Genomic DNA, 14787 nt, shown 5'->3' on the forward strand with positions numbered 1-14787 from the left:
CGATATTCTGGTCCGATAACACCGTGAGGTGAGACGGCGACCGAAGGGGAAGTGGGAGCACATGGATCTCAGCATGGTGGCATCGGTGGCGACGACGACGTGGATCGTCATCGAATACATCGTGAAGATCATCGCGGTCGGTGTGGTGCCGGAGAACCGTCGCCCGTCATCGTCATCGGCATGGCTGCTGCTCATCCTGTTCGTGCCGATCGTCGGAATTCCCGCATTCCTGCTGCTCGGCAGCCCCTATATCAATCAGCGCCGCGCCCGGATACAGGCCGAAGCGAACGAACTCATGCACGAAGGTGCCGACGACCTGCCCGATGTGCCGCCGTCGATGGTCGCAAAGCCCGAATTCGTCTCCGTCGCCCAGCTGGGACGGGCACTGACCGCGCTGCCGATGGTCACCGGCGACAGCCATGGGGTGATCTCGGACTACGAGGACTCGATCGAACGGATGGCCGAACTCGTCGACGGGGCACACGAGTACGTCCACGTCGAGATCTACATCATGGCGTGGGACTCGACGACGGACGTCTTCTTCCAGGCGCTCGAGCGAGCGTCGGCACGCGGGGTCGAAGTCCGTGTCCTCTTCGACCACATCGGGTCGCGGAAGTATCCGGGATTCCACCGGCTCGGCAAACGACTGAACGCCGCCGGAATCGAATGGCACCTGATGCTGCCGTTCATTCCATGGCGCGGCAAGGCTCGACGCATCGACCTGCGCAACCACCGCAAGCTGCTCGTCATCGACGGCAAACGGGCGATGATGGGTTCGCAGAACATGATCGACTCAAGCTACCTCAACAGGAAGAACTCCCAGATCGGCCGGAACTGGCACGACATCATGGTCGAGCTCTCCGGCCCCATCGTCGCCGGAATCGAAGCGGTGTTCTCCACCGACTGGTATTCCGAATCGGGGCAGGCTCTGGGCATCCGCCCGTACGAGCGCGACGGCAACGAGCCCGAAGTCGGCGGGGCGACGAGTGCGATGCAGCTGGTTCCTTCGGGGCCCGGGTTCACGACCGCTCCGAACCTCAAGGTCTTCACCTCGATGATGTACCTGGCGCAGAAGCGTCTGGCCATCGTCAGCCCCTACTTCGTGCCCGACGAATCGCTGCTGGCCGCCGTGGAGACCGCGGCCAGGCGAGGGGTCGACGTCGAGCTCTACGTGAGTGAGCAGGCGGACCAGTACATGGTCGACCGGGCACAGTCGTCCTACTACCGGTCGCTGCTCGAAGCGGGAGTGCGGATCTTCCTGTATCCGAAACCCGCCGTGCTGCACACGAAGTGCTTCATCGTCGACGACCTCTATGCCGTGATGGGCTCATCGAACATGGACATGCGCTCGTTCGGCCTCAACTACGAGATCAGCCTGCTGACCACCGGCGGCGACCTGGTCGACGACATCATCGACGTCGTCGCCGTCTACCAGGACGTCAGCCGCGAACTCACCCTGGAGGAATGGGAGAAGCGGCCGTGGCCTCGTCGGTATATGGAGTCCGTCATGCGCCTGACCTCTTCGCTGCAGTAGATGGGAGCTCGACGCCGCTGGTTGAGGCTCCGCAGCCGTGCGCGTGTGCCCCAAATCTGACAGCGGTGTCTCCTGCGGGTGGATCCACCGTAATTTCGGAAGAAGAATCGTGGTGGATCCACCCGCAGGAGACAGTCAGGCGGAACCCGTGGGGTCGGGGCCGAGGTCGCCGCGGCTCTCCAGCGGCACGTCCAACAGACTGTGAACACCGTCGACGATCTCGTTGGGTCGGAACGGGAAGCGGCGGACATCCTCGGCGGTGGAGATCCCCGACAACACGAGCACGGTGTGCATGCCCGCTTCCATGCCGGCGATGATGTCGGTGTCCATGCGGTCGCCGATCATTGCGGTGCTCATCGAATGGGCGCCGATCCTGTTCAGGGCCGAGCGGAACATCATCGGGTTGGGCTTGCCCACGACGTAGGGTTCGCGGTTCGTCGCCTTCGTGATGAGGGCGGCGATGGCGCCGGTGGCGGGCAGGACACCCTCGGGGGAGGGGCCGGTGGCGTCGGGGTTCGTGACGATGAAGCGGGAGCCGGCATCGATGAGGCGGATCGCCTTCGTGATCGCCTCGAACGAATAGGAATGGGTCTCGCCGACCACGACGAAATCCGGGTCGCGCTCGGTCATGACGAACCCGGCCTCGTGGATCGCAGTGGTCAGCCCCGCCTCGCCGACGACGTAGGCCGTTCCGTGCTCGACCTGATTGGACAGGAAGTCCGCGGTGGCCATCGCCGAGGTCCAGATGTTCGACTCGGGGACGTCGAGCCCGTTCGAGCGCAGCCGGGCGGAGAGATCGCGAGCGGTGTAGATGGAGTTGTTCGTCAGCACCAGGTAGGGGATGTCGGCCTGGCGCCACTGGGCGAGCAGTTCTGCGGCTCCCGGCAGGGGATTGTTCTCCTTGACCAGGACGCCGTCCATATCGGTCAGCCAGCAGTCGATCGAATCGCGATCCATGTCTCTCCTCGAGCTCGGGGTGGGCCGAAGCGGCTGCTTCCAGCCTAGTCGGGTTGGGCGCAAGTGTGCTGAGAAGTCCGATCCGAGGTGGTGCCGTACCCCTTTGCGGATCGTCCCAGAGCCCCCTTGACGGGGCGGTCGAGGAGTGTATTGTAGTAACCACTTAATTAAGGGGATGCTTAAATGAGTATGGATCATGTCTTCGCGGCGCTTGCCGATCCGACGCGTCGGGCGATCATCGATCGTCTGCGCGGGGGAGACAAGACCGCCGGTGAGCTCGCGGAACCGCTGCCGATCAGTCGTTCCGCGGTCTCCCAGCACCTCAAGGTGCTCGAGACGGCGGGGCTGATCACCCGATCGAAATCCGCACAGCAGCGCATCGTCGCACTCAATCCCGATTCCCTCACCGTGGCGGCCGACTGGCTGCAGGCGGCCCACGACGAATGGCAGCAGCGCTTCGACAACCTCGACCGCATCCTCGCCGAGGAGGTGCCCGCCGATACATCGACGACCGACCCGTCGACCGCAGATCGAACTGCGGACTGACCATCGACATCAACCACGTACTGAACGACGCAGACACCACGTATGACGCAGACATCATGCACGACTCAAGGAGGAGAACAGCGATGAACGCCGAGAACACAGCCAACACAGACGCCACAGCCAACACAGACGCCACAGTGACCGAGCCGAACAGCGTACAGGCGGGAGAGCCCGGATTCACCATCGTCCGCGAATTCGCCGCCCCGCGCGCCCGCGTCTGGGAAGCTTGGACGAACCCGGACGTCATGGCCCGCTGGTTCCACCCCGAAACGCTGGTCACCCCACGCGAATCCGTATCCGTCGACCTGCGGGTCGGCGGCGAATACACCTATACGATGCGCATACCCGACACGGGACAGGAGTTCCCGACCGCCGGGAAGTACCTTCACATCGACGAGCCCGTCCGCCTCGACTTCACTTGGGGGAGTCCCGGCGAGGTCGACGATGCCCCGCGCGTCGGCGTCGCACTTGAGGAGATCGACGTCGACCGCGCCCGCATGACGTTCAGGCTGACCGGCCTGCCCGACGACTCGGGTGAAGACGCCAGTGCCTACGACGGCTGGCCCTCGGCCTTCAACGAACTCGGCGCAGAGCTCGGTTCCTGACTGCAGCCACGTCGAGGCGGCTCACGCGGATTCCGTCCGGGTGGGCCGCCTCAGCGTGCCATCGTGTGACCCCCGAGTCGCAGGGCTCCGGTGAATGGCGATAAACTCAAATCACGACGAGTGAGGAGCGTTACATGAGTGACAAGGTCATTGCACAACGAGGTCTGTGGCTGGACGAGATGGAAGTCGGCGCCACCTATAAGCACGCACCGGGCCGCACGGTCACCGAGGCGGACAACACCCTGTTCACGGCCGTGACCATGAACACCCAGGCTCTGCACCTCGACGCGGCATGGTCGGCCACCGAACCCTTCGGGGAGCGCCTCGTCAACTCGATGTTCACCCTGGCCACCCTCATCGGTCTGTCCGTGTCGCAGCTGACGCAGGGCACGACGGTCGGAAACCTCGGCTTCTCCGAGGTCAGCTTCCCGGCACCGATGTTCCACGGCGACACCCTCTACGCAGAGACGACGATCCTCGACAAACGCAATTCGAAGTCCCGTCCGGGCCAGGGAATCGTCACCTTCGAACATCGCGGCTACAACCAGGACGGCAAGCTCGTCGCGAAGGCCGTGCGCCAGGCGATGATGTTCGACTCCAGCCACGACTCGGCAATTACGACGTCCGCAGCCGGCACCGCCGATCAGACCGACACCGGAAAGTGAGCCCCCATATGTCGCTCGAGTTCAAACCCGCCTGGCTCTTCGTCCCCGGTGATCGTCCCGACCGGTACACGAAAGCAGCCGAACGCTCGGATATCGTCATCCTCGACCTCGAAGACGCCGTCAACGAGGCCGACAAAGTTGCCGCACGGGAGTCCATCGTCGACTTCCCGCTCGACCCGACCCGCACGGTCGTGCGGGTGAACTCCCACGATTCGGGCCACCTCGGCGAGGATCTGAAGATGCTCGCGCGCACCGAGTACACGGCCGTGATGCTGCCGAAGGCCGAGCTTGCATCCGATGTGTCGATCCTGTCCGGGTTCCAGGTCATCGCGCTCATCGAAACCGCGCTCGGAGCCGTCAACGTCGCCGAGATCGCCGCCGCACCGAACGTCTATGCGCTGATGTGGGGATCGGAGGATCTCATCGCCGACCTCGGCGGAGGCTCCTCCCGCAAGGCCGATGGTGGCTACCGGGAGGTGGCCAAGCATGTGCGCAGCCAGACCCTCCTCGCCGCTCGGGCCCACCGCAAGTTCGCGCTCGACTCGATCTGGGCGGACATCCCGAACCTCGAAGGACTGGCAGCCGAAGCCGAAGACGCCGTGCAGTCGGGGTTCTCCGGCAAGGTCTCCATCCACCCCAACCACGTGCCCGTCGTCCGCGACGCCTTCCGCCCCAGCGACGAACAGCTGACCTGGGCGCGGTCCATGCTCGACCTGGCGAAGACGGAGAAGGGCGCATTCTCCTTCGAGGGCAAGATGATCGACGCCCCGCTGCTCAAGCACGCCGAACTCATCGTCGCCCGCGCGAACTGAGGGACATCACCTCGTGAACGTCTCCGATGCGCTCATCGCCGAGCAGATCCGTGCCGTCCTCACCGCAGCCGAGGCGGGGGACGGGACCGCGCCCATCGTCGAGGCCGGGAACCCGGTCCTCCGGTCCCAGACCCGCCCTTTCGACGGGCAGGTCGACGATGCCGAGCTCGAGCAGCTCGCCGAGGTGATGCGAGCGACCATGCTCGCCGCCCCGGGAGTCGGCCTCGCCGCCCCGCAGTTGGGCATCGGCCTGTCGATGTTCGTCGCCGAAGATCCCGGCGCCCGCGATCCCGAGGTTGCGAGGGTCCGGCAGCGGGAGCCGATGCCGCTGCGGGTGGTCCTCAACGCGGGCTGCGAACGCGCCGGTGGTGAGGACGTCGCCTTCTTTGAAGGATGCCTGTCGATCCCCGGCTACCAAGCCGTCGTCGCCCGCCCCCGCAACATCGCGCTGACGGGAATCGACCTGCAGGGCGACCCCATCGCAGAGGAGGTCTCCGGCTGGTCGGCGCGCATCGTCGCCCACGAGACCGACCACCTGTCCGGGATCCTTTTCCTCGATAGAGCCGAGATGCGATCCCTGGCGACGAACGAATCCGTGGAGAAGTTCTGGCACCAGCCCTCGACACAGAAGGCCGCCGCCGAACTCGGCTTCTCCTTGCCTTCGGGCATGGTGATGTGAACCTCCGCCACGGTCGCCTGTCCGGATACCGCCGAGACTGTTGACCGCTCTCATCTGCGTCACAGGCGGGCATGCTTCGATGAGGACATGCGACTTCCCGACATCCCCCTTCGTCATCACCGAACCGTCCGCACCGCCGCCGCACTCGGCACCGGCGCCCTCGCGCTGGTGCGTCGCCGCGACGTCCCTGCCGAACGCCGGACCGGCCTGAGAGCGGGAACCGCCCTCGCCAATGCGGGCCTGACCTGGCTGACCGGGTCGAGCGCCTTCCTCGGACGAGTCGGTGGATCGAGCGGCCTCAACGAGTTCCTCGGAGCCATCTCCACCAGAGGGAGCGGTCCCGTCCGATATGCTTCCTCTCCTGCGCACATCGCTGACGTCGGAGCACTCGACGGCGATGCCGACGCAGATACCTGGTGGGACGAGCACGCGAGAGTGACCTCCCCGGCGTTCCTCAATCTTGTCACCGCAGCTGGAGCAGGAGCGGCTTCCTGGGCGCTCTGGCCGCTGACTGAGCGGTTGGCGGAGAAAGTCGATGAGAAGCTTCCGAGCGGAGTCGGTCGTGGTCTCAATGCCGTCGTCAACGGCGGGCTCGTCGCGCTGACAGCGGTCCTCATCGACAAGGTCGAGAACTGGGCCGACGACGGCGAGGAACTCAATTATGCTCCGCTCGAGATCGAGCTGCCCTCCCATATCCGGGAGTCGGTCGATACGCTGTTGTCTCTGCCGCACCCGAACTCGGAGGCCAGCGCCGAGGCGGTCCGAGAGCAGTTCGCTTCCGCGAAGTTCTTCGTGTGGGTCACCTATCCCGATTCCTTGAATTCAGGTGATGAGCCCGTCGTCCTCGACCCTGAACAGATCGAACAGCTGCTCAAGGACGAGGACATCGCTTCGATCGACGTCCGACCCGACGAATCGACCCCGAGCGCGGCACCGGCCCGGCATATCTACCCGGTCACCGGAATCACCGGCGGCGGCGCCGCCGAAGGCGGCACCGTCAGATCAGGCGACCACGCCGGCATATCGAGCGGACGCTTGGAACTCACCCTCGACATCGTCGACGGACGTCTCACCAGTGTGGATCTCAACGAGGTCGACGATGAACCATTCGCAGACCTGCTCTCCGCCGAGGCCCTTCGCGAATCCGTACCCGGCACCCTGCACCCGGGCAGCCTCGACGACGAAGACGGCGGATATTCCTCGAGCTTCGAGATCGCCGATGGCGATGTCGAGGATGCCGTCCGCACACTGGAGCGATGGCCGCGCCCGGACGAATACACCTTCCGTGCCGATGGCAGCTGATCGTACCGCTGGGGCCGGGAATAACCTGCGCGCGTCATCGTTATACGTTGCATGAGCGATCTTCGTACCCTCACCCTCGGCGCCGGCTGCTTCTGGTGCCTCGACGCCGTCTACCAGCGGACCACCGGCGTGAGAGAAGTGATCTCCGGCTACACCGGCGGACACACTGACAACCCCGGATACCGTGAGGTCTGCTCCGGGATGACCGGCCATGCCGAAGCCCTTCAGGTGACCTTCGACGCCGACATCGTCCCCGAAGACGTCATCCTCGGCCTGTTCTTCACCGGCCACGACCCCACGAGCCTCAACCGCCAGGGCTACGACGTCGGCACCCAGTACCGGTCGGCCATGTTCTATCGCGACGAGACCGAGAAGCAGCACTTCGCCGCGGCCATCGAATCCGCGCAGAGCCTCTTCGACGATCCGATCGTGACCACCCTCGAACCGCTGGGCACCTTCTATCCCGCCGAGGCGGTCCACCAGGACTTCTACACCGCGAACCCGGACAACGGCTACTGTCGTGTCATCATCGACCCGAAACTCAGCAAGGCCCGCACCGCCTTCGCCGAATGGGTGAGCTGATGGGCAGTCGCAAAAAAGACAGATGCAAGAAGTCCAAACACAAGAAGCACAAACGGTCGGGGGACGCGGGCGAGGCCTGCGAAGCGACCAAAGACCGCGCGCGTGCCCACTTCCTCGACGGCAACACCGGCCCGTGGGCGAAGAGCCTTGCCGCGCAGGATGCGCAGACCCCCCGTTCGGCGCAGAATGAGAACGGCGCAGACCCCGCCGAGGATGCCGCCGCCTTGCCGCAGGGCGGCACCGCAACCATCACGGCCACCCGTCGCGGACCCGACTACTCGGTGCCGTCATCGATCGACATCGTCGCCGATCCCGTTCTCCACGCTTTGAGCACCCGACGGTCGATCTCGAAGGTCGACCCGCAGACCCCGAACGACTCCGACCTGCTCGAGATCATCCGATCGATCTCCTCGGTCGCCGACCACAAGGCCCTGCGCCCCTGGCGCTTCCTCATCATCCGAGGAGACGACCGGCACCGCCTCGGCGACGCCCTCGACGAAGCCGCCGGAGTGGTCCGCAAACCTGGCGAGACCAATACGAAGCCGCTGCGGGCCGAACTGCTGCTCGCCCTCGTCTCCTCACCCGTCAAACATGACAAGGTGCCCGAATGGGAGCAGCACGCCACCGCCGCCGGGGCCGGGCACCTGCTCGAACTCGCCCTGTGGCAAGCCGGTTGGGGCGTCATGTGGCGCTCAGGCAACCTGACGAACACCGAACCGGTCCGCCGCCTCCATCGACTGGACGATCACGAACTGCTCATGGGCTGGTTCTACATCGGAGCCGTGCCCGAACGCTACCGACAGCGTCTGACCACGAGCACCCGCCCCCTGCCGAAGCCCGAACAGTTCCTCGATACCCTGTGAGCACGCCCGACACCGACGCATCGGAGACACGCCGCCTGCCCAAGGAGATCTATGTCCTCGTGGCAGCGGCCTTCATCGTCGCCCTGGGCTACGGAATCATCGCCCCCGTCCTGCCGCAGTTCGCGGCGAGCTTCGACTTCGGGGTCACCGCCGCAACCATCGTCGTCTCCTCGTTCGCGTTCTTCCGGTTCGTGTTCTCACCCTCGTCCGGCCGCCTAGTCGATGCCTTCGGCGAACGTCGCATCTACATCACCGGTCTCCTCATCGTCGCTGCCTCCACCGCGGCCGTCGCCTTTGCGCAGAACTACTGGCAGCTGCTGATCTTCCGCGGACTCGGCGGCATCGGCTCAACGATGTTCAGCGTCTCCGCGATGGCGCTCATCGTCCGGCTCGCCCCGATCGACGCTCGCGCGAAGGCATCGTCGACGTACGCGACTGCGTTCCTCGTCGGCAATATCGCCGGACCCGTCCTCGGCGGTGCCATGGCCGGATGGGGGATGCGCATCCCGTTCGTCATCTACGCCGTGGGTCTGCTGCTCGCCGCCATCGTCGTCCGCGTCTTCCTCGCCTCCACCGCGTCCTTCGGCTCCTCGACGAAGTCCGGACGTGCCCGGCTGGGAGCGGAGAAGGACAAAGAACAGCAGGAAGTCATGTCCTTCCGGGAAGCCTGGAGGGATTCGGCCTACCGGTCGGCGCTCATCTCCGCCTTCGTCCAAGGCTGGTCGGCGATGGGCATCCGCGTGGCCATCTACCCGCTCTTCGCCATCCAGGCTCTCAGAGCCGATACCGCGGTGGCCGGACTGGCCCTGACCATGTTCGCCATCGGCAACGCCTCGGCCGTGACGGTGGTCGGGCGCTTCGCCGACACCGTAGGGCGCAAACCCTTCATCCAATGGGGTCTGTTCGTCCTCGGCGTGACCACCGCGGCGCTGGCCTTCATCGACTCGATCTGGCTGTTCTTCGCCTTCTCCATCATCGCCGGGATCGGCTCCGGCCTGGCCAACCCCGCTCAGCAGGCCACCGTCGCCGACGTCATCGGCCGCGACCGCAAGGGCGGCCGAGTGCTCGCCCGCTACCAGATGGCCCTCGACGGCGGAGCCATCCTCGGCCCGATCATCGCCGGAGTCGTCGTCGATCACTTCGACTACTCGTGGGCGTTCCTGCTCACCGGCGTTCTCGGCATCGTCGCCGCAGGCCTGTGGTTCTTCGGCCGCGAGACCCGACCCCGCACAGCCACTCCGGCTGAGTGACGCGCCCAAACGCACCCGCACATGCGCTGCAGCTTGGTGAAACTGCACCAGCTCGGTGCAGGGACCAAGCTGCTGCAGTTTCACCGAGCTGGTGGTCGGGGCGCGGCGTGCTCAGCCGTTGATCAGAGAAGTCAGGTTTTCCTCATGTGCGGTTCAGGGGACACTCACTAGGATGGTTGGTTGAGTCGGCGTTCTGCGTCGTCGCCCTGCCTACGACAAAGAAAGTCCCCCCTCGTGAGTTTTCTGACCCGGCTGAGCCTGAAGAACCGGGCGCTCATCGCGCTCATCTCCGTCGTCGCCATCGTCTTCGGCATCATCGGTGCCGGCGCGCTCAAGCAAGAGCTCTTCCCGTCCCTCGACAACCCACAGGCCACGGTCACCGCCTCCTATGAGGGAGCCACCCCCGAGGCCGTCGAATCCGAAGTCACCGACCCACTCGAAGGGGCGCTGACCGCACTGCCCGAGGTCGAGGACATGACCTCGACCTCCTCGGCGGGCAGTTCGCAGATCACCGTGAGCACGAAGTACGGCGATGACTCCGATGACGTCGTCCGCGCCCTGCAGCGCGCCGTCTCCCAGGTGCAGCCGACCCTGCCGGACGGTGTCGAACCGAACGTCATGATGATGGGCACCGATGATATTCCGGTGCTCGCCCTGTCCGTGACCTCGGATGCCGATGAAGACGAGCTGGCGGCGAATCTCGAAGACTTAGTCGAACCGGAGCTGAATAAAGTCGACGGTGTCTCCCAGATCCAGATCGCCGGAGCGAAGACCAAACAGGTCGAGATCAGCATCCGCCGCGACGACCTCGAGGACGAAGGAGCCAACCTCGACGAGGTGGCCGGAATCCTCCAGTCCAACGGTGTGCCCACCTCGGCCGGTGAGCTCAAGGGCGACGACGGCTCGGCCCCAGTCGAGGTCGGCACCCGCATCCGCTCGATCGATGCGATCAAGGACCTCGCCATCTCCGGCAAGGACGGACCGATCCAGGTCTCCGACGTCGCCGACGTCAAACTCGTCGACGAGCCGATCGAGTCGATCTCGCGCACCAACGGCGAACCCTCGCTGTCCGTGTCGGTGATGAAGGAGTCCGACGCGAACACCGTCGACGTCTCTCACGCGGTGGCCGACAAGCTGCCCGAACTCGAGAAGATGATGGGTGACAATACGGAGTTCGTCTCCGCGTTCGACCAGGCCCCGTTCATCGAACAGTCCATCCACGACCTGCTCAACGAGGGTGGGCTGGGCCTGATCTTCGCGGTCCTCGTCATCCTCGTCTTCCTGCTCTCGGTGCGGGCGACGATCATCACCGCCATCTCCATCCCGCTCTCCCTCCTCATCGCCATGATCGGGCTGTGGATGGGCGGGGAGACCCTCAACATGCTCACACTCGGTGCGCTGACGATCTCCGTCGGCCGCGTCGTCGACGACTCCATCGTCGTCATCGAGGCGATCCGCAGACGCCACGCCTCCGGCGGCGACAAGTTCTCGAACATCCTCGCCGCCGTCTCCGAGGTGGCCGGTGCCATCACCGCATCGACCCTGACCACGGTGGCCGTGTTCCTGCCGCTGGCATTCGTGACCGGGCAGACCGGAGAGATGTTCCGGCCCTTCGCCCTGACCGCGACCATCGCCCTGCTCTCGTCCCTGTTCGTGGCACTGACGATCGTGCCCGTCCTCGCGTACTGGTTCCTGCGACAGCGTGAAGCGAAGGTCAAGCTCACCCGTGCGGAGAAGGCGGAGATCCGTCGCAGCCGCAAGTCGATGCTGTCGCAGTGGCGGGCAGAGAAGAAGGAAGCGAAGAAGGCCGACAGGAAGCGCGACCTCGCCGCCGCCGGTGCCGAAGCCGAGGACACCGGTCCTCGAGACAGTGTCGAATCGTCCCAGCGGGCCGGCGCTCCCGCACAGGCCGGTGCCACGACTCGAACCGATGCGACCGGAGTGGCCGCGGGTGGACCGCGCTACAGCGAATCCGAAGACGGAACGGAAGCGGTCGACGAGCTTGCCGGAATGCATTCTCCGGTGACGCGACTGCAGAAGACCTATATGCCGGCCATCGGGTTCTCGACGAAGCACCCGATCATCATGATCCTCATCGCCGTGCTCGTGCTCGCCGGCACCGGAGCGATGATCCCGCAGCTGAAGACCGAGCTCTTCGGCGACACCGGGCAGGACTCCCTGCAGATCTCGCAGACCTTCGACCCGGGCACCGACCTCGATGAGGCCTCGGAGCAGGCGAAGAAGGTCGAGGACATCCTCGCCGACGAATCCGATGTCGACAACTACCAGCTGTCGCTCGGCGGCACGTCGTTCGGCTTCACCGACGATTCGTCGCTGACGGGCACCTATATCGTCAACACGAAGTCCGGAGTCTCGGCGCAGTCGATCTCCGCGGATCTGCAGAAGCAGTTCGACGGCCTCAAGGGTGCCGGCGACGTCGAGGTGGCAAGCCAGAGCTCGACCCCGGGTGCGCAGACCATCGACGTCACACTCACAGCCACCGATCCCCAGGAACTCGAGGACGCGACGAACAAGGTCAGCGACAAGCTCGAGGGCGTGTCCTCGGCGCAGTCGGTGACGAGCGATACCGCCGCTGTCCAGCCCGTGATCGAAGTCAGGGTCGATCATGAGAAGGCCGCGGAGGAGAACCTCACCGAGGCGGCCATCGGTCAGTATGTGCAGCGTGCCATGCACGGTCAGCAGATCGGTGAGGTCGTTATCGACGATGTCTCCCATTCGGTGCTGCTCTTCGATCGCAATGCCGACACCGTGGAGAAGCTGCGCGAACTCAAGATCCCGGGCAAGCCGGAAGAGACGGCTCCCGACGGAGGAGCCGGCGCAGGTGCGGCAGGCGGCGCCGGTGGAGCGGCCGGAGGTGCCGGTGGCTCAGGTGACGCCGGCGCGGCCGGTGGTGCCGGAGGAGCTGGCGGAGGCGCCGGAGGTTCGGGTGACGCCGGTGCAGCCGGAGGCGCAGGCGGTGCTGGTGGTGCCGGAGGCGCAGGCGGTGCTGGTGCGACGGGCGGCGATCCGAACGCGGGCGCTCCCGTGACCTCGGAGCCGCGCTTCATCGAACTCGATGAGGTCGCCGACGTCAAGGAGGTCAAGACCGCCCCGACGATCCGCCACACGGATTCGCAGCGTTCGACCACCGTGTCCGTGACTCCGGAAGGCGATGACCTCGGAGCCGTGTCTACCGAGGTCCAGTCCGCCCTCGACGAGGTGGACCTGCCCGATACGGTGTCCGTCGACACCGGCGGTGCCACCCAGGAGCAGAATGAAGCGTTCTCGCAGCTGGGACTGGCGATGCTCGCGGCGATCCTCATCGTGTTCGTCATCATGGTCGCCACGTTCAAGTCGCTGCTGCAGCCGCTGATCCTGCTGGTCTCGATTCCGTTCGCGGCCACCGGTTCGGTTGCGCTCTCGCTCATCACCGACACTCCGCTGGGGCTGACGTCGATGATCGGTCTGCTCATGCTCATCGGCATCGTGGTGACGAATGCGATCGTGCTCATCGACCTCATCAACCACTTCCGAGTCCGCGGGGTCGATCTGCGTACGGCCATCGTCCACGGCGCCCGACTGCGTTACCGTCCGATCCTCATGACCGCGGCCGCCACGATCTTCGCTCTGCTGCCGATGGCCCTCGGACTCACCGGCGGGGGAGTGTTCATCTCGAAGCCGCTGGCGATCGTCGTCATCGGCGGACTGGTCAGCTCGACGCTGCTCACGCTCATCCTCGTGCCCGTGCTCTACCTGCTGCTCGAAGGGGTCAAGGAACGCCGAGCCGAGACGAAGTACGTGAAGAACATGGCTCGCGGTGAGGTCCTCGACGCCGCCGAGGCACGGGCGCATGAGCGGGAGACCGCCTCGGCGTCGGATGAATCGACGGACGCCGACCACCTCGGTGACAGCCGCGATGACGAATCGACCGGCAGCGACGAACGAGACGACGGGATCCGGGGCGAGGGGCAGGGAACGGACTTCACCCTGCGCAGCCAGCAGCCGCGTCGTGATGACGGGGACGGCGAACCCAAACACTGAGCCGTCCCGGCTAGAGTTGAGTCCATGACGACCGAGCTCGAACCACAGGAGAGAAAGCGCCTGTGGTTCGAGCTCGGTCTCATTGCGGCCCTGTCCCTGGGCCAGGCATCCGTCTATGCGATCGTGCGTCTGGCAGACATCGCCACGCGCGGACCGATCAGCGACGCCCAGGCCAAACTCAACACCTCGATCTCGCCTCGGCCGGGCTTCGACCTGATCTACCAGCTTCTCGACATCGGCTTCACCCTCGTGCCCGTCGTCCTCGCGATCTACCTGCTCACTCGAGACCGACCGGCCCGGCCGCTGCCGATCAGGCTCGGAGTCGACGGGCACCGACTCCGTGACCTCGGCCACGGCGCTCTCATCTTCCTCGTGATCGGCATCGGCACCCTCGGGGTGTATGCGGGCGGCAGGGCACTGGGGATCACTGCCGAGATCCAGCCGTCCAACCTCGGTGATCATTGGTGGACGGTTCCCGTGCTGCTGCTCTCGGCGGCGAAGAACGGAATCCTCGAAGAGGTGCTCATCTTCGGCTTCGGGGCGCTGCGACTGCGGCAGCTGGGCTTCGGACCCTGGCCGATCATCATCTCCTTGGCGCTCTTCCGCGCCAGCTACCACCTCTACCAGGGCATCGGCCCGTTCATCGGCAACGTCGCCATGGGCATCATCTTCGGCTGGTACTTCCTGCGCAAGGGCAGGCTCATGCCGCTGGTGTGGGCGCATGTCATCATCGACGCCGTCGGGTTCCTCGCCCCGGGAGTGCTCGCCCTCGTCGACTTCGGCTGAGTGCTGCAGGTGAGGTCGGGACAGGCGAGGTCGGGACAAGCGAACGCGACACTCATTCCTCCCTCCGGGTTCACCTCTGATTCACCGACGGGTAGTTCCAAGGCCGCTTGCCGGTGACAGTCTCGATCGGGTGAGTCCTTCCGGCTCCGTCCTCTGTACCGGGTG

At 65.3% G+C, this 14787-nt stretch carries 13 protein-coding genes; 12 read left to right on the forward strand and 1 reads right to left on the reverse strand.

The window, feature by feature from the left end:
• The first annotated feature begins 61 nt into the window (after window positions 1-61).
• The gene (cls, locus tag BI49514_RS07700) at window positions 62-1534 is read left to right on the forward strand and encodes a cardiolipin synthase (RefSeq protein WP_101545763.1); all 1473 of its coding nucleotides are present in this window, start codon (window positions 62-64) and stop codon (window positions 1532-1534) included.
• A gap of 135 nt (window positions 1535-1669) precedes the next feature.
• On the opposite strand, the gene BI49514_RS07705 is transcribed toward cls, so the two are convergent.
• Window positions 1670-2491 (reverse strand): HAD-IIA family hydrolase, encoded by an 822-nt coding sequence (locus BI49514_RS07705; protein WP_101545765.1) that lies wholly within the window; start codon window positions 2489-2491, stop codon window positions 1670-1672.
• A 183-nt stretch (window positions 2492-2674) separates the two neighbouring features.
• On the opposite strand from BI49514_RS07705, the gene BI49514_RS07710 reads away from it, so the two are divergent.
• The 11 genes from BI49514_RS07710 to BI49514_RS07760 all read left to right on the forward strand — a co-directional run bounded on the left by BI49514_RS07710 (window position 2675) and on the right by BI49514_RS07760 (window position 14622).
• Entirely contained in the window at window positions 2675-3037 is a 363-nt protein-coding gene (locus BI49514_RS07710; RefSeq protein ID WP_101545768.1) for an ArsR/SmtB family transcription factor, read from the forward strand.
• Between the two features lie 83 nt (window positions 3038-3120).
• On the forward strand, window positions 3121-3642 hold the full coding sequence (locus BI49514_RS07715; protein WP_101545770.1) for an SRPBCC family protein: 522 nt from the start codon (window positions 3121-3123) through the stop codon (window positions 3640-3642).
• Window positions 3643-3776: 134 nt separating this feature from the next.
• Entirely contained in the window at window positions 3777-4307 is a 531-nt protein-coding gene (locus tag BI49514_RS07720; protein WP_101545772.1) for a MaoC family dehydratase, read from the forward strand.
• Window positions 4308-4315: 8 nt separating this feature from the next.
• Complete coding sequence (locus tag BI49514_RS07725) at window positions 4316-5119, forward strand: HpcH/HpaI aldolase/citrate lyase family protein (RefSeq protein WP_101545775.1); 804 nt, start codon at window positions 4316-4318, stop codon at window positions 5117-5119.
• 13 nt (window positions 5120-5132) lie between these two features.
• Window positions 5133-5798 carry a peptide deformylase gene (locus BI49514_RS07730; RefSeq protein WP_101545777.1) on the forward strand — a complete coding sequence of 222 codons (666 nt, stop codon included), beginning with the start codon at window positions 5133-5135 and terminating at the stop codon, window positions 5796-5798.
• An 87-nt stretch (window positions 5799-5885) separates the two neighbouring features.
• The gene (locus tag BI49514_RS07735; RefSeq protein ID WP_101545780.1) at window positions 5886-7100 is read left to right on the forward strand and encodes a hypothetical protein; all 1215 of its coding nucleotides are present in this window, start codon (window positions 5886-5888) and stop codon (window positions 7098-7100) included.
• Between the two features lie 51 nt (window positions 7101-7151).
• Window positions 7152-7682, forward strand: a complete 531-nt coding sequence (msrA, locus tag BI49514_RS07740; RefSeq protein WP_101545782.1) for a peptide-methionine (S)-S-oxide reductase MsrA — start codon at window positions 7152-7154, stop codon at window positions 7680-7682.
• Entirely contained in the window at window positions 7682-8545 is an 864-nt protein-coding gene (locus BI49514_RS07745; protein WP_101545784.1) for a nitroreductase family protein, read from the forward strand. The genes msrA and BI49514_RS07745 overlap by 1 nt, the downstream gene beginning before the upstream one ends.
• Entirely contained in the window at window positions 8542-9795 is a 1254-nt protein-coding gene (locus BI49514_RS07750) for an MFS transporter (protein ID WP_101545785.1), read from the forward strand. The genes BI49514_RS07745 and BI49514_RS07750 overlap by 4 nt, the downstream gene beginning before the upstream one ends.
• Before the next feature lie 234 nt (window positions 9796-10029).
• Entirely contained in the window at window positions 10030-13836 is a 3807-nt protein-coding gene (locus tag BI49514_RS07755; protein ID WP_167443925.1) for an efflux RND transporter permease subunit, read from the forward strand.
• 24 nt (window positions 13837-13860) lie between these two features.
• Window positions 13861-14622: a CPBP family intramembrane glutamic endopeptidase gene (locus BI49514_RS07760; RefSeq protein ID WP_101545787.1), complete on the forward strand. Its 762-nt coding sequence runs from the start codon at window positions 13861-13863 to the stop codon at window positions 14620-14622.
• Window positions 14623-14787: the final 165 nt, after the last annotated feature.

It is taken from the genome of Brevibacterium iodinum ATCC 49514 (genome assembly GCF_900169265.1).
Lineage (GTDB): Bacteria > Actinomycetota > Actinomycetes > Actinomycetales > Brevibacteriaceae > Brevibacterium > Brevibacterium iodinum.